Source organism: Pedobacter faecalis, assembly GCF_030182585.1.
Taxonomy (GTDB): Bacteria; Bacteroidota; Bacteroidia; order Sphingobacteriales; family Sphingobacteriaceae; genus Pedobacter; species Pedobacter faecalis.
In genome coordinates, this window is the sequence record NZ_JARXOW010000002.1 from 390618 (window position 1) to 413373 (window position 22756).

The following is a 22756-nucleotide window of genomic DNA, read 5'->3' on the forward strand; positions in this document are numbered from 1 at the left end:
CTTAATTACAAAGCTTTAGAAACACCCCTGTCGAATCTTCAGAACCTTTTCTCATCACAGAAAATGAAGATATTTTGTCACTCTCAACCAACAGAAAAACAGGGCTAACACCATCAGCCGAAATCCGGTACACATGCCCGTTAGGCTGACTCAGAATAGTACTTTCGTCCTCGGGAACTTCCGCTAAGGGCAAAACCACAGTTTTCTTCCCTGCAAGCTCCCCACGAAGAGCCTCCAACTGCAAATATGCCAACTGTTTCTGGTCCTTTTCATCCAACGCGCACAAGTGCTTTGCTGCTACATCGGCTATTGTGATTTCCTTGTTCTGCACATCTGCTAAAAAGGACTTTGCCAGCGTTTCAGACTCCTCAACAGCGTTAACTCCGCAACCGCTAAGAGCCATTAATAACAAGACAAATATCCTTTTCATGGATTGTGTATTATTTAATTCAATATACAATTATGTCTGCAAGAATTCACCACTTGCTACGATTAATTACTCACTTCATAAAGGGCAAGGTGCTACCTGGTGTCCACCAAATGGCAGACTAATGGCAGACTCGTTCGGGACTAATCCACAAAAGGTACCCGGTTTTGCGAAGAAGCCTTTGATTAAACTGCCATTAGTCTAGGATTAGGTACCTGCCAGGGGGCAGCATGCCCACTACTCGACGGGTTCCTCTTCCAACAAAAGCCTTGTCACATCTTCCGGATTGTCAAGAAAAGCCTTATAAAGCCGGTAAATGTCAGTATCCCTATACTGTACCTTTTCAAGGCCACTAGCCGTCAACTGATAAATATCCGCATCGGGATAGGCCAGCACAATAGGAGAGTGGGTGGCAATAATGAATTGCGATCGCTTATTCACCAGGTGATTCATGCGTGCCAGCAGCGCCATTTGCCGGGTTACAGACAGGGCAGACTCGGGTTCGTCCAAAATATACACACCATTTCCGCCAAACCGGTTCATAAATAAGGCCCAGAAAGATTCGCCGTGCGATTGCTCATGCAGTGATTTGTCGCCGTACCACTGGTGAATGCCATCGCCGATCCGGTCAATCTCCGAAGCTACGTTGTAAAAACTCTCTCCGCGCAGAAAAAAGCCATCTTTCGGCTGATGTGCGCCCTTAGTAAACTTCAGATAGTTATGCAGATCCGAGTGCGTTGCCTGCGTGCTGAAGTTGAAGTTTTTAGTGCCACCTTCTGCATTAAAGCCCAGCCCGACCGCAATAGCCTCAAGCAGGGTAGACTTGCCCATACCGTTATCGCCAATCAAGTAAGTAACTTTCGGATGCAGCCTTAACTCCTTAAAGTTTTCAATCACTGGAATATTGAAAGGGTATCCCTCTGGCAGGTCATCCTTTGCTGCCAGTCTTATCGTTTGAATATATCCATTAAAATCTGTCATACGGTAAATAAGCGCTCAATATTGGTGTACCTGTTATGCGTACAAGTTAACACAATTATTGCGGCCCTCACACCTACACTTTACTCAAAAGCTTCTGAAGTACCATTTCCCTGTAAGACTCACCCAACGGGATCTCTTCCCCGGCTATCTTCAAAACAGTATTCCTGATCTCCTGGATATGCTCATGATTGATAAGGTACGAACGGTGCGTTCTTGTAAATTCCCCGGCAGGAAGCAACTGCTCCACAGCTTTCATGCTCATATGGCAGAGGTGGCTCCCCGTCGTAGTTCGCAATAGGATGTAATCCTTAACCGCTTTCACATAAGTGAGGTTTTCATGATCAATCTTCAGCATTTTGCCTGATACCCGGAAATAAGTGTAACGTTTCTCAACCGGGATGTGGCCCTCACCAGTCATTAATACCTTGCGGATCGCTCTTAAGAATCGTTCATAGGTAACCGGTTTAAGCAGGTAATCTGCCGCGTCCAGTTCAAACGCGGCATGAGCATGTTCCGAGTACGCTGTAGTAAAAACTACCTTGGGCGGATGCTTCAGTGCCGACAAAAATTCAATCCCATTCATCCCGGGCATCTTTACGTCCAGGAACATCAACTGCACAGGTTCGCTATGCAGCAGGTCGAAAGCAGCCAGCGCCGTGGCGCAGCTCCCGGCCAAGCTAAGCTCCGGGCATTTGTCTATGTAAGTTTCCAGCAACTCCCTGGCAATCGGTTCATCGTCTACCACGATACAGGCAATCTTCATGCAAAAAGGCTTAAACTCGTAAAATAGGTATTTCCATCATTTTTTATGATTAACTCATGACGTTCCGGATAGAGCAATGCCAGCCTCTTTCGCAGATTAGACAGTCCAACACCCCCTTCTGCCGGCTTTGTATTCTGTGCCAGGCTGTTTTCCAGTTCAAGATGAATTTGACCGTCATACACGCATAAAAGTATTCTTACCTTTCCTTCGCTGCTTCCATCACCCAGGCCATGTTTAAAGGCATTCTCTACCAAAGGCAAAAGCAGTAAAGGCTCTATCTGGTAAAGGTCTATATCGCCCTGCGTCTCAAAACTGATGTCCGTTTCCTGCGCATACCTGATCCGTTCAATTTCTACGTAGTTGCTTATGAAGTCGACCTCCTGGCTTAGTGAAATCTGCTCGCCATCGGCCTTATAGATAATGTATCGCATCATCTCAGAAAGCCTGGAGATCATCGGTGCCGTGGCTGCCGACTGCTTCATGGCCATGCCGTAGATGTTATTAAGCGTGTTAAAAAAGAAATGCGGCTGTAGTTGGGCCCGCAGGTAAACCAGTTCCGAAAGAAGCTTACTGTGTTTTATCTGTTGTATCACTTCCTTTTGCTGTATAGACTTGATTACATACGCGCAGCCTACCATGATCAGGAAACTCGAGTTCATGGCATAAGCGAAATCAATATGGAAACCAATCAGCTTAAACCGGCTCCCAGAAAATTGCTGTTCTCTTACACCAAACCAGTCTGTCTGGCTGGCCAAAAAAGTGACAAGGTATTTATCGTACAGGCTCTTGATTGCCGAGAAAACGATGGCGCTCAGTCCGGCCATCACCCATCGCTCCATCATGATCAATCTTTTGAGCAGCAACCAATAGTACATGATGTAGAGCAGGAAGTTCATAAAGGCATGGTACAGCAGGGCCGGTACATTGGGGCCCGTTCTCAAAGATGCTGGGAACATATCATCCGACGAAGGCTGGGTGATCAAAACAGACCTTACTGAAACGGTGGTAGATCTGCCTGCAGATCGTGCCTACAGTTGGAAGGTATTGTCTAAATGGGGAAATCGCAGCAGCGAAAGCGACAGCCGTACGTTTCGCATCGCTGCTCCGTGGAGTGGCGATGTGACTAACTTCTTCCAACTGATTACTGATTAATTCGTCACTACTTGCTTAATTATAAAAAGCCTGACCCTGTTTTTTATATACATGCCGTCTGGCAGCTTTTCAACCACAGTAAAGGTGTAAAAAGCTGTCGAAATTTTGCTGATGCTTGTAAAGCCCATTCTCCAGTTCATTCCCTTACAGTTTAAAACTTATACCATTTATCAAACCTACAAGAACGGCTCTTGCCGGTGATTCTTGTCCGGGTTTGTACTGAACAAAGCCGTTGACCACCAAATCTCCGGCCTCGTTCATTGTGGTGTAGCGGTATAAATGTATTCCTTCAGATATATGGTCTACCACAAGCACCCTTTTATCTCCGATGCTTTCGATTTTTTGAGAGAAACCTTTGATCTGTTGTTCCATATCCTCGCTGGCAAGTTTTGTTTTTTCTAGAAGCTTAGGATCTCTCTCGATAATCGCTGAGTTTAGGAAAACTAGTATATCACCTGCCATGTAGATTTTACCAGGATTGTTTCCAACTAACCGAGTCAAACTCTCCGCTGCGGCATATCTTTCCTTGACGAGCGAACGAACGCTCGCTTCAGAAGCCTTCCGCATTTTCTCAGGTAGTTGTAAACTGGCACCGCCAGCTAAAGCTATCCCCTGCGCTGAAGCAGTCCAGCTTATAACGGCGAGGCCCACAATTAAGAGGAGATTTTTTATAAATAGGAGCGAAGTCACGAGTACAAGTTATAGAATATGTGCGACACTTCTAAAATATTGACTAAATTAAACCGGTTATGCAAAAGGTCTTGCTTTTTCTATTCTTAATCTTCTCCTGGGAGCTGGTATTTAGTCAGGTAAGCGAAAGGGTCGATCACCAGCAGGAAATTGTCATTGATACCATTAAACCAACCAAAAGACCTTTTGATGTACGGTTGCCCATTATCAAAGCTATGCGAACCACTGCATTGCTCGATTCGCTAATCAAAGCCCCTGAAGACAATGTTTTTCTTTTATCAGTCGCAGTCTCATTCAATGGTGTAGGATTGGTCGATACCGTTTATTTCTCCGAAAATATGCGTGCGAGGGTAAAGGCTGTTTTAAAACCGAGCGAGAGGATGAAAGCAAGCATAGCTAAAAACCTATCCGATGTAAAGAGTTATAAAAACGAGGTAATACTGTTCCCAATTCTATTTACCAACGCCCGTCATACCAAGATGGACAAAAATACTTTCGAAGCCGATTTTAAAAGCCTTTGGCCGGTACTTTCGGCCAGAGACCAAAACCGAAAGCTTACGCTATTAGAGCCGTATCACCAGTGGGTTAACGCGCATCATTAGTGAGGTTTGAATGAATTATTCTCATGGGCAATTTCATCTTTAAGTTCGAAGTCATCAATTAAAGCTTAAAAAACAATCATTCCGTCACTACTTGCTTAATTATAAAAAGCCTTACCTTGTTTTTTATATACATACCGTCCGGCAATTTTTCAACGATGGTGAGCGCATAAAAACTGTCGAAATTTTGCTGATGCTTGTAAAGCCCATTCTCCAGTTCCTTCCAGGATAAATATCTTCCCGTGGGCAAATCCTTCAATTTCACTTCCGGCTGCCGACGATCGATGGGATGATAAAACATCGGATACACATATTCATTCTTCGTTAAACATCTGCAGTGCACCGTGTAGTATCGTTGTCGATTTCCACCAGGAGGACCAGTCATGCCAATGGAAACAACCCTGTTGGCAGGGTTCACATTTATCGTGTCTACGAAATAATAGACCTCTTCCTCTTGGGCCTGAGCCTGAGCATATAAGCTGCTACAAGCGAGCAAAGAGAAGCCGAGAAGAGCAATAAGCGTTTTCATATCACAGATTTGATTGAATCAGGGTGAAATCAGGACTTCAAGTTAAGGAAAATATTCCCGTTGCTACTAAGAAATTGATGCATAACCGTAACGTTCAAAAGCTGTGAGGAGGGTTTACCTTACAGCTCAAGTCTTCTTATGATAGTCTGAAGAATTCGATCAGAAGTCCGCAAGTTTTTTCTTGTCAATAGACCAATTAGGGTATCAACGTCATTTATATGGTGGCACAGACATTGTTGCTATTTGATAAATTATGTTATTATAATTATATTTGTGTTCATTTAATCTTTGAGCTATGAAGAGCGTTTCTAAAAATCGGTCAACTAAAGATAAAGCCTCATCTGGGAGTTCTTTTGTTCAGATGATCGAAGATAAAAAACGCATTGTCGAAGCAATCAAAAAAGGCGAAGATGTGTCTAAATTAAAAGGTATAAAATTTGCCTTCCCAATATAGGCTTACCGTAGATGAATCCGGTTACCATTTTAGGACAGATTCTGGTATAAAATATACAGCCTTCTTTACTAATTACAGTCTTTATGATTCAGATGGAAACGAGCATATCGTTTATAGCTTTGGTTTTGAACGTGATGGAAGTTATGCCGCTAAAAAGTTTGAGTTCCGGTATGACTATAAAATAAAAAACACTATTATAAAACTCATAGGTGATTTCTTCGATAGGCACGGCGAAAATGCTTTACTATATTTTTGTTATCCGATGATGCTTATGCCCGGCATCGAAGTATTACGTTTGCTAGGTGGTGCCATGAGGCAGATTGTGATATTGAACATAAATGTGGCTCGGTTAATTATGAGGACAGGCCATTATACGGTGGGATTCTCGTAAAGAAAATGAACCCGCTAAAATCCCTTTTAATGGATTCTTTTGAGAAACACATGAAAGAGCAATTCGGTTATTGAAGCGAAATCAGGACATCAAGTTAAGGAAATATTCCCGCTGCTACTAAAAAAAATACCTACATTCGGCACGTTCAAAAGCTCTTTTATGAAAGCACTCTTCTGTAGCCTGCTCATATTAACCTGCCTTGCTGTGTCCACTACAACGGCTCAGGACAGAAGCAACCAAGACAACCCCGAGGCAACAATCTTCGGTTTGTTACCTAAAAAGCATAAATATGATGACGTTATGTCGAGGACGCGGACAAATTCCGCAGAAGAGCGGAAGAAACTGGCTGCTCTAGAATACAGTCTTTTCGAATATGAAAGCGATGAGCTGCTGGAACTTTATTTGATTCCAGGAGTAAAAATGAAATATCCTAGTCGGGATCAGTAACACTAATGCATAATCTTCTTATAATAAAAGAGGTAATACATCGGATTCATTAGGACAAGTTTTTTCTTACCAATCAATGGCTTTATATCCTCATACAGTCTCGACCAGGCCCAGTATATTCCGTTTGCTGTTACCTCCTGGTGTTCGCCATTCGCTATGAGTACATTGCCCAGAAACAAGGTGTTTTTGTTGGCTTTAAAATGAAGATTTTCCTTTTTTAAAGCCTCTTTTGCCCTATCCATTTGCATAAATTCCGCATCCCTCGGATGTATTGAATTGGAAAAAACAATGGTGTCAATTTTACCATGTTTATCTGTCCCAATCGCGTAGGAAAACATTATAACCGGCTTTATTACACTTTCGCGTTCCAGATAAGATCGGTCTTTAGGAATAATAATTTCGTGTAGCTTTTCCCATAACAAATTAGTTTGTGCTTGCGTTGAGAAGGTGCATAGGACGAGGACTGTTAGTAGATACAGTTTAGATTGGAGCGATTTCATAACTACAATTTAGCAAGAACAGACAAATAAATGTATTTTTAAAAAAATAATCTCCTATGACGACGCTCTGTTACAAAGTGCTCTTACTAGCTATTCTACCTTTAACGGCTCCATTTGCGTTTTGCCAGGGCGTGCAAAACAGTTCTCGAGCTGCCTCGCCTCACAACCAAAAAGTAGCGCGTAAGGGAGTTGTGGTAACAAGCAGAATGGAAATGCGTAACAAGGCTGGTCAGAGGATGGTTCGTACAGACTCTCTACTTGTAAGTAACAACTATATTTTAGAACCAATTAAATTATATACTTCAAATAGTGAAACAAGATTGGATCCGCGAACGGGAGCCACTACCCATCGAGAGATCTCATCTGGATCAAGGGTGAAGTGGTATTGTTTCACTGATCTGAAAGCGATGGTGGGATTGCTTTTTGACGTTGACCAGGCACCATCTTCTAAAACAATTGAGCCGTATCAAGTTCATGTGGACAAGCCGAAAAGAGGTACGGGCTTTATCATTGAACCCTATTTGCAGCAGGATGTTAAGCCTACCGATTATGTAAAGGAGAAAGACACGGTGATCAATGGCCAGCAGTGCTTTTTAGTAAAGCGAACCAAGGTGGTACAACATGAGTATAAAGGAAGGAAGCTGGATAAGGTTGTAAAATTCCGAATCGCCATAAATCCGAATCTTCCTTTCTATGCGCTGCCTTTTGTTAGTGAGAAAATTCCCCAGCACTTTGGTGGCGGTGCCGTCGTTTATATTGAAGGCGAAATGGAAAGTGGTGTTACCTCGACCCTTCATTACGCTTACTCCGATTTTACTGATGCAGATCAAAAATTGTACGCCTATTATCAGGGGTTGTATCAAACAAACATTGAGCTGCTTGATGGGCTTAAAGAGTAAAATACAGCATCAGTTTGCACGGGAATGATGTTCAATATGGCGACTTCTAGAATCATTTAACTTCTTACATCATCTCGCCAAGTTATGTAAATATGGTTATGTTACAAATTTGATCGGCACGTGGCTGGTTTAGATTTATTAATTTTATTTTAGACAGCGATACCGTCATTAACCCAGACCATGCCAAGTCAAATACTCTACTATCCTTATATAAATCTGCCAAGGACGGATTGGACGTTGCGTACATTACTATATTACGACAATGTCGGTTCCATTGTTCCGCAGGATTATTCCTTCAATCCTGAATGCAATTATGAACCTTTTATGCTTGAGCTTGTGCGCGAAAATCTGGTAACACCGATTAATCCGTTTGATGTTTTGGGAAATTCTTTCGATTTAGTAAAGCCCTTTTTGCTATATATCAATGATAATCAGCAAAAGATAAAAAGACCACAAATAAAGTTCGCGGGACAAGAAAGGAAATACAAGATGGTCAGAATTCATAGCAATAAATTTGACGAACAAATCTTCTACGTCTTGACGGACATGGGATTAGCAGATAGGATTGATCATCAGTGGTATAACGTTGAAAGTAATATTGGGAATTATCTGATGAAATATCTTGCTTCAGTTATAAGTGAAAAGACTAATAGATTGCCAACTACTGATTTTGTGAAGCCGAAGTTGTGGCGTAGAGAAAGTCGTAATCAAAAAGAAAAAAGAGAAACTATTCTGGACGAATTGATACCGTTTCCAAAGGATATTAATCTGAAACAATTACTGAAATTCAAGGAAAGGCATTCTGATCTTTTAAGGACGTTTAGAAATGAGGTAGAAGAAATTACGCTTGACGCTAATATTCTTGCCGGAAGTCCGCTGTTCGACGTAAAACTCGATAAATTGAAAGATAGCAAAAAGCAGCTCTCAGCCATGATGAATGAAAGTCGGTTTGGTGATATCATTTTTGGATCGGTTTGTGGTCTAATAGCCGCCGTACAGGCGCTACCTGTTGCGGGAACTGTTGGTGCATTGATTACGGCAGCTCCAGCATTTATGCACGCTGTTCATTCGGTGCTCCAAATTGAAAGGCCGGAGAATATAGGCAACCAAAATGGAATGAAGTACCTTGCTCTAATGGACAAAAGGATAAAAGGGTAGAGAGATTAATACAAAGTATATAAGGTTTATAATAACTTCTATAATCTGATAGCTACCTTTTGCGTTTACTCGGTATGGCAGACGTACATTCAAAAGAAACCCGTTCATATAACATGAGCAAAATCCGCGGTAAGAATACCAAACCGGAAATGCTGGTTCGTAAGTTTCTTCATGCTCAGGGTTTTCGTTACAGGCTGCATGTTAAAGACCTTCCAGGTAAGCCGGATATTGTTTTGCCCAAATATAAAACCGTTATTTTCGTACATGGATGTTTCTGGCATGGACATGAAGGATGTAGATACTATGTTGTCCCTAAAACAAGGACAGAATGGTGGCAAGCTAAAATTAATGGTAATATTAACAAAGACCTCTCAGTAAAGGCGTTGTTAATCAATGCAGGATGGAGCGTCATCGAGGTGTGGGAGTGTGATTTAAAAAAACAATCATTTTCAAATCGGATCAATGAATTGGCGAATGCAATTCGTCAAATCGTCAAGAACTAATAATTGTATCACTGGGTTTACTAATATTATTAGTAAATTGCGACTGTAAACTAGCATGTGGAAAGATTTAGCTAGGTGGATTACTAGTTATTTTGTTAGTTTGTTAACATAAGGTATATACCGAGCATGGAAGAAACTGTTTATAAAACGAAGAACTCTAAAAAAGTAAAAATAATACTGCCGGAAGATCAAGAACTAGCGCTTTTAAGTCATTTTCACTCGACTGGGCAGAGGATTTATCGCGATGCACTTAAGGTAGTTGATAAGTTACAAAATCAACTTCAAGAACCAACAGTTGAATATTTGTATAACTTAGTTCAAAAAAAATTGTTCGGTGAGTGTGATGTTCCATTTCCAGGCCCCGCATATGGCAAAGAGTTATTCACATTTATAGATCTGTTTGCAGGAATAGGTGGTTTCCGTATGGCACTCCAAAACTTAGGGGGGAGATGCGTTTTTACCTCAGAATGGGACAAATTTTCTAAGCAGACTTATTTTGCCAATTACGGGGACTACCCATTTGGAGACATTACAAAAGAGGCCATAAAGAATCTTATACCCGAAAAATTCGATGTAATTTGTGGAGGATTTCCGTGCCAGCCATTTTCTATTGCCGGTGTCTCTAAGAAAATCAGCTTAGGCCGAAGTCATGGTTTTGCAGATGAAAAGCAGGGAAACTTGTTCTTCCACGTCGCCGATATTATTGATAAACATCGCCCAAAAGCTTTTTTTCTTGAAAATGTCAAAAATTTGATTTCACATGACAAGAAGAAAACTTTTCAAGTAATCAGAGATACTTTTGAAGCTCTGGATTATTCCCTCGATTTCAAAATTATTGATGGTAGTCACTTTGTTCCGCAACATCGGGAACGTATTATCATGGTTGGGTTTGACCGTAAACAGTTCGGCCGGGAAGTTAAGTTTGATTTCTGTAATGTCATTTTGCCTGAAGATAAACAAACATTTAGAACGATTCTTGAGCCCAATGCCGCTCCGAAATATACTCTTAGTGACAAATTATGGAATTACCTTCAGGAGTATGCTGCTAAGCACAAAGCAAAAGGAAATGGTTTTGGATTTGGTATGACTAACTTGGAAGGTGTGTCCCGGACGATAAGTGCTAGATATTACAAAGATGGTGCTGAAATCCTTATTCCTCAAGAAGGAAAGAATCCAAGAAGATTAACACCACGAGAAGCCGCAGCGCTACAGGGGTATCCCATATTTCCTATAAATACTAATGATGAGCTACGGTCCCTCCAGATTCCAGTATCTGATAACCAAGCTTATCGCCAGTTTGGCAATTCGGTAGTAGTGCCGTTAATTCAATTAGTAGGTGAAGAGCTCGTGCAAACTTTACGCCGCATGGGGGGGCTTGAAGAAGGCCACAAAGTTGCTTGATAATTATGATGCGGTCTGCTGGCTTTTTTGTTCAGCCCTTATCCTTAACTCCCTTGACACATCCTGCCTAAAAGTCTCAATTACTTTCTTGTCGCGGTCACGCAGAATTTGATTTTCTTTCTCTGCCATGACATTCAAAAGTTCGCTAAAACTGCTTTCAGCCTGGTCTCCATTTTTTTGCACCTCATTGCAATAAGGATGAAGCTTATTTAGTACTGCATATGTCCTGCCTGATGCATATGCTGGTTCCCAGATACTGCCATCACTGACATTTCCATATGTTATTTCACTCTCCGCTAAATGACTTACTTTAGCCTGCCGGAGATCATAACCGGCAGCGCTGACATACTTCTTTTGTGTGGTTCCGGAAAAGCGGAGCACAAATTCAATAAGCTTGATAAAGATCCCGTTAAATGCATCTGCAAAACCCATCCGGTATATTTTCAGCTCGTCAGCAATTACATTTGAAAACATATCCCAGTTGCTTAGCGCCATAAACTGCAAAAGTTCCGGAAATATCTCCTGCAATTTTTGCCTAACGGGGGTTGGTAAGTAAAGCCTTTTGTATTTTCTACCCTCATGGCAGATGGCTTCCACAAGTGCTGCAGGATCTGCGTGATAATTCTCGAGCAGAAAAAGTTCTGAAAAACCGGCCAGCATTTCTCCTGTTGCTGCCTGGTCAAAATATTGGGTAAATTGTTCCAGTAGGGAAACCTTGTGGCCGATATTTTCTTTTGTTGGCTGAACGGAAAAAGATATCCTCCAGTCCGTGCCCTCTGTCTGCCCGATCCAGGCAAACAGATAGGCAGCCCCGATGTGATTCAGATAAGTACTTAATAATGTTCCCCGCTTGTCAAAAATGTTATAAATAAGATCGACAGGCATGGGAATATTCTTTTTCCAGAAGATCAGTTCCTCCTGACGCGTATCCGGCAGTTCCTCCAGCAGATACTTTTTGAATTCATATTTATCGAGAGCATATTCAGCCATTGCCTTTGATCATTTCTTTAATTTCCAGTACAGTATACGGAGGATTTTTCAAATGTGCAACTGCATGACAATTAGGACACAGTGGGACCATGTCCCGTATTGGATCAGGCTTGGTCATTCCTGTTGCTGCAACAGGGTTCAGATGATGAATATGTATAAAATTGTTTTTCACTCCCCGATAAGTTTCACGCATATTCAGTCCACAGGCCTTACAATCGTAACCATGGAAGGCAAGGCATAAAGAACGGTTGAACCTGCTTCTTTCAACTGTTGTAGTGACTCCTTCAGCTGAGTTGCCTTCTTCTTCACCGATGGTTTGATAAGGAAACAGAAAGAACAGCAGGAAAAGGAGAATGTCTGTAAAGATCAGCATTTCCTTTTCATCATCACCTGCCATATATTCGAATGCGAGCCACCACTGATCCTGCTGAACAGAGGCAGTGTCAAAAATGTCCTCACTGGTCTGTCTGAATATGCGGCCACTGAAAGCAGGATATTTCATCGCTAAATCAGCAAGGAAAGATTTATCCCCGGAGATCTGGCCGGCAGCATGGTCGGCCAGCTGCCGGGCGTAGTCCTCGAATCCGAAGACCGCCCGAAAATAGCGCTGTTCTTTAATTATTTCTACCCGGTATCCTTTCCCGGATTCAATTGTGGTATCCCGGATCAGCAATATACCACTGACATAAGAAATATTCAGCTCTGACGGCAGTTGCTGTAAGAGCACAGACTGCAGGTTTTCAACAACATTCATTAATCTTCATCCTCTGTATCGTTATCATTTTCCGAAGCATCAATTTCCGGCAACTCCTCTGCCAGGGTTCTCAGCGATCTGGATACACTGATACGCATTTCCTCAAGGTTCCGCTTGACAGAGTCGCTGTATACACATAGTTCTGCTTCTGCAAGACTCCATAGCAGGGAGTCCATAGCGAGTATCAGCGCGGAGTTATCCTGGTTAGCGAGGTAGAAGCGTTTATAAAATTCATGAGCTTCATTAATAAATACGGCATGTTTGTTTCCTTCTATGAGTCCCGGCGCCCATAATACCCCATCTTGCAGATTGGCACTAGTCTGTACTACACGGGTCGGACTGTCGTTGAACTGCAGCCTGACATTAGATACCCCGAACTGGTTGGTAATCTGAGCTGTTCCAGCCTGTCGATCTGTTGAGCCGATCTGAGACTGTGCTGTAGCTTCTGCGTGGTGTTTGTTTATAGCATTACTTGATTTTTCATGCTGTTGCCCAAGTTTGTCAAAGCCGGAAGTATTCGCATCGCGTGAACCTTCTCGGTAGCGTTTCTGCGCTTCACGACGTGGGGGGGTAATAATTTTGTCTAGGAGATCCTGAATAGTTTTCGGAAAATCGATCCGTGATTTTTTAATATCAATCTGGAAAACGTCGTCCAGTTTGTGATCGAATGAAAGTTCTACCCTTATCAGGTTCAGGTGGGGATCTTTTACGAGCAATTTGTTTGGCCAGCCGCCCGAGTAAATCATCCGGTCCTCCCGAAAAATATGGAAACCCTGGTTGTCAAGGCTATATCTGGTTTTGTCAATCTCCTCAGATGTCAGAGCATGCCGGTTAGGTAATATATAGACATTAACATGAAAGGTTCCTATAGTTTCCGTTTGTCCGTTTTTCTCCAGTGTGTATTCCACTGGTTCCTGTTTATGTATCTGAAGGCGGCCGGTGCCGCCCTCATTCAGCCAGCGGCAAAAGGGATCCCATGGTTCGACTATCTTGTCATTAATTTTTATGGTGAGCGCAGGGAAACCATTGTCTTTTTCCAAAAAATTATAGAAAACACCGGAAAGATGCTTGTCAAGGTCTTTGCAAATACTTTCGATGCGCTTGCGCATAGTGCCGGTTGTATGTGTTCGCATTAGTCTGTCAACATTTTCCCACACAACAACTGATCCGGAGCCACCTGCTGTAATTTCATCTAGGAATTCAATCGCCTCAGCATAGTCCTCCTTGTCCGGATCAAGCAACAGCCATTTATCGGTTTGGCTGATGACATCCAGATCCCATTGCTTTATGCTGAGTACACTGTCTTTCCTTGAAATAACGGTGAGCTTTCGACAGAATGACGTAGAGGCTGTTTTAAGACCCATTCCAAATTTTCCCAGTGATTTTGGATCAGGGCGCTTTGGTGAGCCATAAACCATGGCGTTGGTCAGTTCTGTCTCATTCATTCCATTTCCATTATCGGCAATCATCAGTACGGGGTGCTGCCCCATCACAAGGTCAAGTTTTATACTGACCTGGTCTGCATCCGCGGCTACGGAGTTATCAACGATATCCGCTACCGAAGTGGTAAAAACGTATCCTGTATCACGTAATCCTTCAACCAATCTGGCGGCTGAGGGTGGATATTGAGTTTGATTTTGTTCTAATTCAGACATAATTATATTAGTTTAAAGGTGATAATTTTAGTGCATTAAGATATACTTCCATATTTTCTGTCTCACTCACTGTAATCACTTCTCCTGAGAGCGCTGTTTTGTTACGTAGTCTTTCGTCTATGACCTCTTCTATAGTATCCGCATAGTATAAATAATAAATATTAACGGCTTTTTTCTGACCGTTGCGATAGGCTCTGGCCGAGGCCTGCTCTTCCAGCGCCGGATTCCACTGCCGCGTGTAATGGATCACATGACTGGCAGCGGTGATGTTAAGTCCCATACCTGCTGTTTTGGGGTTAAGCACCATAATGCCAAATCCTTCTGTGGCAGAGAACCGATCTATGTTTTCCTGACGTATAGCTGTTTCAACACGTCCGTCGATTGTCAATATTTCCACAGGCCACAGAGCAGACAGCACACGTTGAAGCGTATCGATCATGCCTAGGAATTCTGTAAATATGAGTACCTTTTCTTCCTTCACCGAAATCTCATGGAGCAGCTCCAGCATTCGGCTGAACTTGAAGCTTGCTGCCTGCAGATCATTTGCACTGGCCATTGCAAGTGCATCAGGCTGGCTAAGAAGTGGATGAGTTGTAAACATTCGCAATTCAGTGATCATTTTTAGAATCTGTGAACCGCCGGATTCTGTGGTAGCGGCAGCAAGTATCTCATTGCGCTTCGACTCGTATATTGAAGCTTCAGTATTGTGCATAACCAGTGTCTGGTGAATATCTATTCTTTCCGGCAGGTTATCCAGCACATCTTCTTTTTTCCTGCGGAGCATAATGAAAGATACGTCATCTTTTAGTTTGGCGAGGCCTGCATTGCCCAGATCAAATTGGTTCCTCCCTCCATAACGGCTTTTGAAATCGTTTCTGGAACCAAGATACCCTGGCTGTACATAATCTGCCAGCGACCAGAGGTCCATCAGCGAGTTTTCAACCGGGGTGCCTGTCATTGCGATTCTGACACCTGAAGAAAGTGCTTTTAGTGCCGTACGTCGTTCCGCGTCAGGATTTTTAATCAGACTGGCCTCATCGAGTATGGTGAGCCCCCATGTGATCTTATTAAACAGATAAAGATCATTGATAATCATGGAGTAGGAGGTTATAATGATCTGTTGCTTTCTCAAAACATCCGGAGATCCCGTACGCTGACTCCCATGATGTATATAAGGTAGAAGTTTGGGAGCAAAAAAATTAAACTCGCGCCGCCAGTTCTCCAATAGCGTGCCAGGTACAACGATCAGTATATTTTCAAGCAGCGAACGTTCAATGACATTTGCAATCAATGCTATAATCTGAGCAGTCTTACCAAGTCCCATGTCGTCAGCCAGTATGCCGCCTATCCGGTTTACACAACAGTACGTCAGCCAGCTTACGCCGTCACACTGATAGGGGTATAGTTCTTTTACAAACAGGCTCGTATTAGCGGTGTATGACCCCGAAACAAAGATTCGGGTAAAGTCTGCAGCCTGCTGATCAAATGTAAGCAGCTTGTAATCATCTCTTTTTGAAAACAGATCCAGTGCTTTGTGCAGAGAAAGAGTCATTTCCACAGAAATATCTCCAATAAGCCACTTGCCAAATGAAATAGCTTCCTGATCAACCGGATAACATTTATTGTCAGCCACAAGGTAACCTGTCCTGAAAATCAGTTGAAGTGCTTTGTAATCCAGTTCTGCGTTTGTTCCTGTGAGCCTGACGCGCACACTGGCATAGTTTTCATCCATTCGGATAGAGAATGTGAGCTCTTTCAGAAACCGCTGAAGCCTTACCTTGAGTGCCTCTTCGCTGATTTCCTTTACCGACATAGAAATACTCTCCGGCACCCGGTTCTCCGTGATCAAAGGGTATATTTCATCCAATATCAAAATACGGAGTCCGTCAGTATTATCGGAAAGCAAAACTTCACCGGCTTCCTCGTCAAGTAAAAATACAGGAAATGCAAGCATCTCTCCGTCATCACCGAAAATAGGGTTTTGTGCTCTGATAGCTTTTTTTCGGATTGCCCTGATCTTTTTATTCCCTTTTTCAACGATCTTATCGGGATCTTTTCCCGCAGCCCGCAATATTTCACGGGCTTCTTCGACGTCCTCTCTGATGAGTTCCGAAAAAGCTTCCAGCAACTGGTCTATTTTTTCTTTATGACTTTTTTTCTCACTCATGATAATTCACTTTTGATAACTGATCGATCACTTTTTCAGCTAGCCTGCGCAATCGTTTCTGTGCCGCTTGGACTTCCGGCTTGCTGATAGCATATTCTTCGGCGATATCTTTTGGTTTAAGCCCGTCTTTCAGCGCCTTGTAAACCAAGCAAAGCGTCGGATCACCGCGCATGGCTGCTGCTATCTCCTGGTCCAGTTGTTTACTGTACATTTCTTCTTCCTGCGTATTTTCTACAGTATGATAGTGGTTAGCGATGCCATCTGTACTGGTTTCACTTGCGCCTGCTGATTTCAATTCATTAATAATAACGCTGTTGGCAACGCTTTGCAGGTGGTTGAAGAGGTCCGGCTCTTTTTGATAATCCCAGGCACGCTTACCGCTATAGATCTTCTCAATAGCGGACAATGCGATGTCTTCTGCCTCCAGTCCTTTCGGCAGTCTGTAACGTTTCCATTTGCAATACTGTATGACATAAGCGGTCAGTCTGATGATAACATTATCCCAGTCCTGCGCATCCAGAATTTTCAGCAAGCTTTCATTCATATTTTCTGATCCACCTTTTTATCATATAGCTGCCGAAAATTTCTTTTTTGCCGCCACATCATCTTTTTTATTTTTTTCAAACCGCGGCAAAAAAAAGCATCTCGTCAGCTATATCTTTTGAAGCACTAGGAGATATAGGGGGCAACAGGTGAAATTACATAAAATCCTGTACCGGCGAAATGTTGATAGTTCAAAACAACAAAGAATTATGGAAAAAGAAAGATTACATTTTTGTATCGGGCGTTTTGACCAGTATTACGACTCGGTAAATTCCAAAAGCAATGTACAGCTGGCGCTGGGCGTTTTTGTAACCGGAGGTCTAATCTCACTATATCCTTGGATGCAGCAGAAAGTCGATTGTACCTTGTATGTGCATTTGCTGCTGGGGACTGAAATTCTGATCGGTCTGACTGCGGTGCTGTTAACACTGATGGCTACAACACCCTATCTGGCCTCACGTGGGAATTCCCTCCATTACTTTGGCAGCATTGCTAAAATGAGTGGCAGAAAATTCGCAGGTCAGTCACAGCGTATGACCGCTACTGAAGAAATAGAAGACCTGCGCACACAGGTATCAGCACTTGCCAAAGGCCTCAGAGCCAAATTTATTAAACTCAGGGTCGTAAGCTGGCTTATAATAGCACAATTCATACTTGCGATCCCTTTCATCGTCATCGTGTACATTAATTTAAAAAAATAATATATGGATCTTTACAAAAGTTACGTCGACAATATCCGTTCGGCGATTGGCAATGACCGTAGGAACGGTCCTGCAAATCTCAGTCTTTCCGATACATCCGGCTTCAGCAATGACATCCGGAAAGCGGAACTTCGTACCCGACTGCTGAATGAAACACGGCAGAGTAAGCCTTTAATCAGTCTGCAAAACATAGTTGACCAACTCGGCCTGCATCCGGATTTTAACCAGCAACTTGGTCTGCATCCGGATTTTGCCCATCTGAAAAACACAGGCAATATTGAAAAGCATTATATTCAGTCGATGTTTATTGACATCAAGCGGTCTACCAGTCTATTCAAGCGTTACGAGCCGGAAACGGTACTCGTGATCACCAATACTATCCAGCGTGCGGCGATTCATACCTGCATTATTTTTGGCGGCTATATTCAGCGATTGCACGGCGATGGCATGTTCGTTTACTTTGGCGGGAAGAACCAAGACAGAAAAGATGCAGCGAAACGTTGTCTTACCGCTGCCAGTATGTTCTCTTATTTCGTGAAAAATGATCTTAAAAATTTGTTTACCGAGCAAGGTATTGAGGCCATATTTACCCGCATCGGTATTGATCACGGAGACGACAAAGATGTAGTCTGGGCTATGGCCGGAATGGAGGAGATCAGCGAGGTAACAACATGCAGCCTGCATACAAGCCTGGCGGCAAAAATGCAGGTTCATGCAGAGAGCAATGGTATCGTGGTCGGCGACAATATAAAAGTACTTTTCCCATCACAATTCTACTCTACGGTAGCCAGACGTACTGGATTGGATAAGGACAGATATATTTTTACAATACCTGAAGAAGGATTTTATTATACGCAATACGATTTTGACTGGATGAGTTATCTTAAAAGCCTTGATTACATTGCCACAAACCCTCTTTATGGTACAATCAGCCTTAAGAAGCGGACCAGTGAACATTTAATGAAATCTACAGCAGGTCTTTATGCCGTTGCTGCCAAAAGCCAGCCCTATTCAGGCTTATGAATCTGGCACGGACAATAAAGGAAGATATCGGTCGCATGAAGGAGCGTTTCCCTAAATTAATATTGCTTAACTATGATGGTAAACCTCCTTCATTTGAAGGTATTCTGGATGTATGTGATGAAAGGGGGGAGTGGTACGGCTCTTTTGATGTTCGCCTTATTGCCTCCGACAAATATCCTCACGGAATTCCGCGTATGTTCGAAACTGGTGGTCTTATTGAGCGTATTCCAGACCGCCATGTCAACAGCGACGGCAGTAGCTGTGTAGCTATGGAGCATGTACTACTGTATCGTGCTGTAAGAGGACTTTCAATGAATGCTTATTTGCAGGAATTTGCCTGGCCATATTTTGCAAATCAGCTTTATTTTAAACAAAACGGTTATTACACCCCTGGCGAATATGCGCATGGTTTTAAAGGGGTAGAACAATTTTATAACGAGTCACTTGGTACGGCGGATCCTGTTGTTGCGATAAAATTAATTATAGATATTCTTAACCAAAGATTACCGTCGAGGAATGACCAATGCGTTTGCGGTAGTCTCAAGAAATATAAAAATTGCCACATGAAAGCGGTAAACTACCTTCAGGCTGTGGGGAATGATAGGTTAATGGATGATCTTGCTGGTTTTAAACATTCGTTGGAAGACCACAAACAGGCCCGGCTCGGTCACTAAGGGTATTTGCCCGAGATCTCAATAGATTGAGTGATACTATAATTATTAGTATAAAGATGCAAAAACTAATAATATTAGCATATATTTGCCTCACCTTAATATTTGTGCTTATGAAAGAGATTACGCTGTTCAAGAGAGGGGCTTCTACTACCCTCATTCCAATGTTTGCCGAAAAGGTGCATGCAGGTTTTGAAAGTCCAGCCGCTGACTATGAGGAGGCGCGGATTGATTTAAACGATTATGTTTCCCGTTATCCGGAAGCCACGTTCTTTGCTAAGGTCGAAGGGGATTGCATGATTGGATCAGGTATATTCCCTGATGATCTTCTTGTGGTAGACCGCTCCTTAAACGCGCAATCTGGAGATGTGGTAGTAGGTACATTAAACGGAGAGTTTGTACTTCGTTCTTTCTTCAAAAGAGGCTGCCAGGTATTCCTGATGCCGGATAATAAATATTATAAACCGATCGAGCTCACCGAACATACTAAGTTTGAAATTTGGGGCGTGGTACCATACACAATTTATAACCAAAGAAGAAGAAACGGTGCTCGCGTTAATAGATTCGAGCAACTTTTACGTTAGTACGGAGCCGTGTATCAGCGTGACCGACTTTAAATAGAAAAGCGAGGAGCGGCGAGGAGTTTCTCAGAAAAAACGGGGAATAGCCATGCCGGCTAGACCCTGTTATCTAAATTAACGCTCTCGATATATAGTACGCCAAGGTTGAAATTTTAGTATTGAGCTGCAGTGTGAAAAGATATTCAAGTATTTTTTGGGGAAATTCTGCGGTTGGTACGTGCTACCCTTTGCGTGGAAATTATAATAATCCTCCTGACCCGGTGAAAGGATCGATGATGTTTGATATGGTGGGCGACCAATTACAAGTCTAACATTATCTATATGTCTCTCTCTGACTTTTAGTAATCGTTCCATCAGGTAACCTGATTTCTGTTGTCTCCCTGGACAAGAGCCGGGTGCTTTGGTTTGAACTGAAGACGATTGTTAATAATGTCGCCAACAACAGAGACGCTCCGGCAATAATTGCCGGAGCGTAATACTTATGAAACGTTGATCGATCTGCCATTTGTTCACTTACCTATTAAACGCTGAATAATTCTTTTACAAAGATATTCTATTGGTTTTTTTGTTAGCCGCAGCGTGTTTACTAACCCTATCCGGTAAAAATAGGATAAAGCAGTGGAGTAAAAATATTAGATCATAGATTCATGTGAACGCCCAACTTACAGCATTTTACAGTGAGGTTTAACAATTAATTGTCAAGTAACTGATGAAGCGAACTAATAATATCCTTTAGCTTGAAGCTCCTAAGCATCTATCACGAGAGCGAAAATAAACAACTTTTGAGTATGATTTAAGAGTCTAACTCTTCTGAAATCCTTTCCTCAACCTCTTTCCCTATCACGTCGAAAATAATCTTCGGGTCAAGTTCACAGGCTTTGGCTAACATGTATATATGCTTTACGTAGAATTTTTCGGGATGGTCGAGCTTGTCGAGGTAACTATTATATTGAATACCAAGAAACTTTGCAATGTTGGTCGGCGATTGCTCTTTGAGAAAAGACATTTTCTTGATGTTGCCTGCCATGAAGAGAGAGCGTATTGTTATCCATTCCCTGGTAAGTTTCTTCTCGCCTTTATTCTTGCTACCGACTGCCATTGACTGAAAGGTCGGGAATCATAGATAGATCATAGTTAAAAATTTATTATTGATAAATTATTACTTATATATAATAAACAATTATATTTGATAAGCTATTAGGTATTAAAGAGTCTTGCGGTTACAGAATCTGACGCCGTTACGCAAGACAGCAGATAATACCCATATCTATGCGTAGATGCATATATTTGCATCGAAATAGATGTGGGACTGCTGTAAATCCATGTAACGTAAGGCGTCAGAAACTTTATCTGTGACCATGGTATGCAGTTCCACATTTATATATGGGACATACCAGGGCTCGTATTGACTATACGAGATATGAAAAAACTAACTGTCCAATTCAACCTAACCTCCGGCTTAAGCCGTCATGCATCCTTGTATGCAAAAAAGCCTAAAAATCCGAGCTAGGGCTTATTCACGTTCCCTGAAGTGGATCATCAATAAACAACTGATTAATTCATAATTTCTCTCTTACCAAATACACTGTATGACCAGATCTGAAGAACCAACAGATTACCTGTTAATTAGAGCTCAATCAAGTAGTGATTTTGACCCCGCTCAATTTGCAATCGTGTACCTAAGCGAACACTACAGGCAAGTACTCCGAAAACGCTTAATGGACGCAAGCAGCCTTAAAGACGATGTTCAGCTTGCGAGTATCAATTATTGGGACGACTATGCTGTGTTTTATACCAACTCTCGCAAGATCGGGTCTTTTTTACTGCTTGTAGACGAGGACTGGGCTTTCGTAAACGTTGCAGATGGCGACTTGAAAAGCTTAAGAAAGCCACACAACATTATGCTGGACGGACAACTGATTGTTAGCAAAACTGGTTTTGCTCAATATCACGCAAATACTAAGCATGACCACGAAACTTACTGGACCGAATATTTTTCAATAAAGGAGGCGCTGACCTTATAAATAGCTGATCATTACCATCCTATGTTAATTATTAATTACATTCGCCTCATCATCAAACCACCAGACTAAAGACTTTTAGGACAGGCGGCACATACTTTTGAGGGGAAGTATGTAGCCGCCTTGTTCTTTTTTATCCCACCTATCAACTAACAATTCATTTAAAATACTGAACATGAAAAAAACGATACTAAGTATTGTAGTGGCCGCGCTTTGTCTTTTTTTGAGCGTAAAAGGCCAGGATGCTGCGATAGAACTTAAGCCTATACGTATAGGCGAAGTGATACCTCCGGCTATCTGGAACGCTCCCTTCAAGACGGTAGGAGCGAAGGGTATCGGCTCAACGTTGAAGCTCAGTGATTATGCCGATAAGCTGATCATTCTTGACTTCTGGGCTACCTACTGTAAGCCATGTATTGCCTCACTCGACTATCTGTATTCCATACGAGACCAGTTTAAAGATAGGGTGGTAGTGATACCGGTGCAGGTATACAACAATGCCGATGGGGCAATCCCTTTTATGAAAAAAAAGGGCTGGACTTGGAGGTCCATCACCGCAGATACGACACTAAACAAAGTTATGCTCGCCCATTACCTAACGGGTTTCGGCAGTGCGTGGATAAAGGAAGGGAGGCTCCTGGCGGTTCCTTCCAAAAGATATCTCCATGCCGACACCATTTCCAAGATACTTAAGGGAAGCCCTGTTGCTTTTGAGAACAGAACGGCTTATCGTAAAACTAACCAAACAAACTAAGT

27 protein-coding genes are annotated in these 22756 nt (G+C 42.4%); 14 read left to right on the top strand and 13 right to left on the bottom strand.

Features of this window, described 5'->3' with window-relative positions:
- Position 1: 1 nt before the first annotated feature.
- The 4 genes from QEP07_RS15405 to QEP07_RS15420 form a co-directional block, all read right to left on the bottom strand.
- A complete protein-coding gene (locus tag QEP07_RS15405) occupies positions 2 to 430 on the bottom strand; it encodes a hypothetical protein (RefSeq protein WP_285011070.1) in 429 nt (142 codons plus the stop codon).
- A 234-nt stretch (positions 431 to 664) separates the two neighbouring features.
- On the bottom strand, positions 665 to 1408 hold the full coding sequence (locus QEP07_RS15410; protein WP_285011072.1) for an AAA family ATPase: 744 nt from the start codon (positions 1406 to 1408) through the stop codon (positions 665 to 667).
- Between the two features lie 73 nt (positions 1409 to 1481).
- Positions 1482 to 2171: a LytR/AlgR family response regulator transcription factor gene (locus QEP07_RS15415; protein ID WP_285011075.1), complete on the bottom strand. Its 690-nt coding sequence runs from the start codon at positions 2169 to 2171 to the stop codon at positions 1482 to 1484.
- Positions 2168 to 3067: a sensor histidine kinase gene (locus tag QEP07_RS15420; protein ID WP_285011077.1), complete on the bottom strand. Its 900-nt coding sequence runs from the start codon at positions 3065 to 3067 to the stop codon at positions 2168 to 2170. The genes QEP07_RS15415 and QEP07_RS15420 overlap by 4 nt, the downstream gene beginning before the upstream one ends.
- Before the next feature lie 28 nt (positions 3068 to 3095).
- Here QEP07_RS15420 and QEP07_RS15425 point away from each other — a divergent pair, with 28 nt between their 5' ends.
- Complete coding sequence (locus QEP07_RS15425) at positions 3096 to 3323, top strand: hypothetical protein (protein ID WP_285011079.1); 228 nt, start codon at positions 3096 to 3098, stop codon at positions 3321 to 3323.
- A gap of 144 nt (positions 3324 to 3467) precedes the next feature.
- Here QEP07_RS15425 and QEP07_RS15430 read toward each other — a convergent pair whose 3' ends face one another.
- A complete protein-coding gene (locus tag QEP07_RS15430) occupies positions 3468 to 4013 on the bottom strand; it encodes a hypothetical protein (RefSeq protein WP_285011081.1) in 546 nt (181 codons plus the stop codon).
- 59 nt (positions 4014 to 4072) lie between these two features.
- Here QEP07_RS15430 and QEP07_RS15435 point away from each other — a divergent pair, with 59 nt between their 5' ends.
- Positions 4073 to 4615, top strand: coding sequence for a hypothetical protein (locus QEP07_RS15435; protein WP_285011083.1), 543 nt, complete (start codon positions 4073 to 4075; stop codon positions 4613 to 4615).
- Between the two features lie 76 nt (positions 4616 to 4691).
- On the opposite strand, the gene QEP07_RS15440 is transcribed toward QEP07_RS15435, so the two are convergent.
- Entirely contained in the window at positions 4692 to 5141 is a 450-nt protein-coding gene (locus QEP07_RS15440) for a hypothetical protein (protein WP_285011086.1), read from the bottom strand.
- Positions 5142 to 5436: 295 nt separating this feature from the next.
- Between QEP07_RS15440 and QEP07_RS15445 the strand changes: the two genes are divergently transcribed.
- Positions 5437 to 5595 carry a hypothetical protein gene (locus tag QEP07_RS15445; RefSeq protein ID WP_285011087.1) on the top strand — a complete coding sequence of 53 codons (159 nt, stop codon included), beginning with the start codon at positions 5437 to 5439 and terminating at the stop codon, positions 5593 to 5595.
- Positions 5596 to 6145: 550 nt separating this feature from the next.
- A complete protein-coding gene (locus QEP07_RS15450) occupies positions 6146 to 6433 on the top strand; it encodes a hypothetical protein (protein WP_285011088.1) in 288 nt (95 codons plus the stop codon).
- A gap of 2 nt (positions 6434 to 6435) precedes the next feature.
- Here QEP07_RS15450 and QEP07_RS15455 read toward each other — a convergent pair whose 3' ends face one another.
- Complete coding sequence (locus tag QEP07_RS15455) at positions 6436 to 6771, bottom strand: hypothetical protein (protein ID WP_285011089.1); 336 nt, start codon at positions 6769 to 6771, stop codon at positions 6436 to 6438.
- Positions 6772 to 7139: 368 nt separating this feature from the next.
- Here QEP07_RS15455 and QEP07_RS15460 point away from each other — a divergent pair, with 368 nt between their 5' ends.
- The 4 genes from QEP07_RS15460 (at position 7140) to dcm (ending at position 10894) form a co-directional block, all read left to right on the top strand.
- Entirely contained in the window at positions 7140 to 7832 is a 693-nt protein-coding gene (locus QEP07_RS15460; RefSeq protein ID WP_285011091.1) for a hypothetical protein, read from the top strand.
- Between the two features lie 180 nt (positions 7833 to 8012).
- Positions 8013 to 8990 carry a kinase gene (locus tag QEP07_RS15465; protein WP_285011092.1) on the top strand — a complete coding sequence of 326 codons (978 nt, stop codon included), beginning with the start codon at positions 8013 to 8015 and terminating at the stop codon, positions 8988 to 8990.
- 74 nt (positions 8991 to 9064) lie between these two features.
- A complete protein-coding gene (locus QEP07_RS15470) occupies positions 9065 to 9493 on the top strand; it encodes a very short patch repair endonuclease (protein WP_285011094.1) in 429 nt (142 codons plus the stop codon).
- A gap of 126 nt (positions 9494 to 9619) precedes the next feature.
- A complete protein-coding gene (gene dcm, locus QEP07_RS15475; RefSeq protein WP_285011096.1) occupies positions 9620 to 10894 on the top strand; it encodes a DNA (cytosine-5-)-methyltransferase in 1275 nt (424 codons plus the stop codon).
- Positions 10895 to 10897: 3 nt separating this feature from the next.
- Here the strand turns inward: dcm and QEP07_RS15480 are convergent, their stop codons facing one another.
- The 5 genes from QEP07_RS15480 to QEP07_RS15500 are packed head-to-tail and all read right to left on the bottom strand — an operon-like array spanning position 10898 to position 17004.
- Positions 10898 to 11884 (bottom strand): hypothetical protein, encoded by a 987-nt coding sequence (locus QEP07_RS15480; RefSeq protein ID WP_285011098.1) that lies wholly within the window; start codon positions 11882 to 11884, stop codon positions 10898 to 10900.
- Complete coding sequence (locus QEP07_RS15485) at positions 11877 to 12638, bottom strand: HNH endonuclease (RefSeq protein ID WP_285011099.1); 762 nt, start codon at positions 12636 to 12638, stop codon at positions 11877 to 11879. Before QEP07_RS15485 ends, QEP07_RS15480 begins: the two co-directional genes overlap by 8 nt.
- Positions 12638 to 14293, bottom strand: coding sequence for an ATP-binding protein (locus tag QEP07_RS15490; protein WP_285011100.1), 1656 nt, complete (start codon positions 14291 to 14293; stop codon positions 12638 to 12640). The genes QEP07_RS15485 and QEP07_RS15490 overlap by 1 nt, the downstream gene beginning before the upstream one ends.
- A 7-nt stretch (positions 14294 to 14300) precedes the next feature.
- The gene (locus tag QEP07_RS15495) at positions 14301 to 16460 is read right to left on the bottom strand and encodes a DEAD/DEAH box helicase (RefSeq protein WP_285011101.1); all 2160 of its coding nucleotides are present in this window, start codon (positions 16458 to 16460) and stop codon (positions 14301 to 14303) included.
- Positions 16453 to 17004, bottom strand: a complete 552-nt coding sequence (locus QEP07_RS15500) for an RNA polymerase sigma factor (protein WP_285011102.1) — start codon at positions 17002 to 17004, stop codon at positions 16453 to 16455. The genes QEP07_RS15495 and QEP07_RS15500 overlap by 8 nt, the downstream gene beginning before the upstream one ends.
- Before the next feature lie 208 nt (positions 17005 to 17212).
- On the opposite strand from QEP07_RS15500, the gene QEP07_RS15505 reads away from it, so the two are divergent.
- From QEP07_RS15505 to QEP07_RS15520, 4 genes are all read left to right on the top strand, one after another.
- The gene (locus tag QEP07_RS15505; protein ID WP_285011104.1) at positions 17213 to 17704 is read left to right on the top strand and encodes a Pycsar system effector family protein; all 492 of its coding nucleotides are present in this window, start codon (positions 17213 to 17215) and stop codon (positions 17702 to 17704) included.
- A 3-nt stretch (positions 17705 to 17707) separates the two neighbouring features.
- On the top strand, positions 17708 to 18727 hold the full coding sequence (locus QEP07_RS15510; RefSeq protein WP_285011105.1) for an adenylate/guanylate cyclase domain-containing protein: 1020 nt from the start codon (positions 17708 to 17710) through the stop codon (positions 18725 to 18727).
- On the top strand, positions 18724 to 19401 hold the full coding sequence (locus QEP07_RS15515) for an SEC-C metal-binding domain-containing protein (RefSeq protein ID WP_285011107.1): 678 nt from the start codon (positions 18724 to 18726) through the stop codon (positions 19399 to 19401). The genes QEP07_RS15510 and QEP07_RS15515 overlap by 4 nt, the downstream gene beginning before the upstream one ends.
- Before the next feature lie 110 nt (positions 19402 to 19511).
- Positions 19512 to 19982 carry a LexA family protein gene (locus QEP07_RS15520; protein WP_285011110.1) on the top strand — a complete coding sequence of 157 codons (471 nt, stop codon included), beginning with the start codon at positions 19512 to 19514 and terminating at the stop codon, positions 19980 to 19982.
- A gap of 790 nt (positions 19983 to 20772) precedes the next feature.
- On the opposite strand, the gene QEP07_RS15525 is transcribed toward QEP07_RS15520, so the two are convergent.
- The gene (locus QEP07_RS15525; protein ID WP_285011112.1) at positions 20773 to 21078 is read right to left on the bottom strand and encodes a hypothetical protein; all 306 of its coding nucleotides are present in this window, start codon (positions 21076 to 21078) and stop codon (positions 20773 to 20775) included.
- Positions 21079 to 21568: 490 nt separating this feature from the next.
- On the opposite strand from QEP07_RS15525, the gene QEP07_RS15530 reads away from it, so the two are divergent.
- Both QEP07_RS15530 and QEP07_RS15535 read left to right on the top strand, forming a co-directional pair.
- Positions 21569 to 22003, top strand: coding sequence for a hypothetical protein (locus QEP07_RS15530; RefSeq protein WP_285011113.1), 435 nt, complete (start codon positions 21569 to 21571; stop codon positions 22001 to 22003).
- 172 nt (positions 22004 to 22175) lie between these two features.
- Positions 22176 to 22754, top strand: a complete 579-nt coding sequence (locus QEP07_RS15535; protein ID WP_285011114.1) for a TlpA disulfide reductase family protein — start codon at positions 22176 to 22178, stop codon at positions 22752 to 22754.
- Positions 22755 to 22756 lie beyond the last annotated feature (2 nt).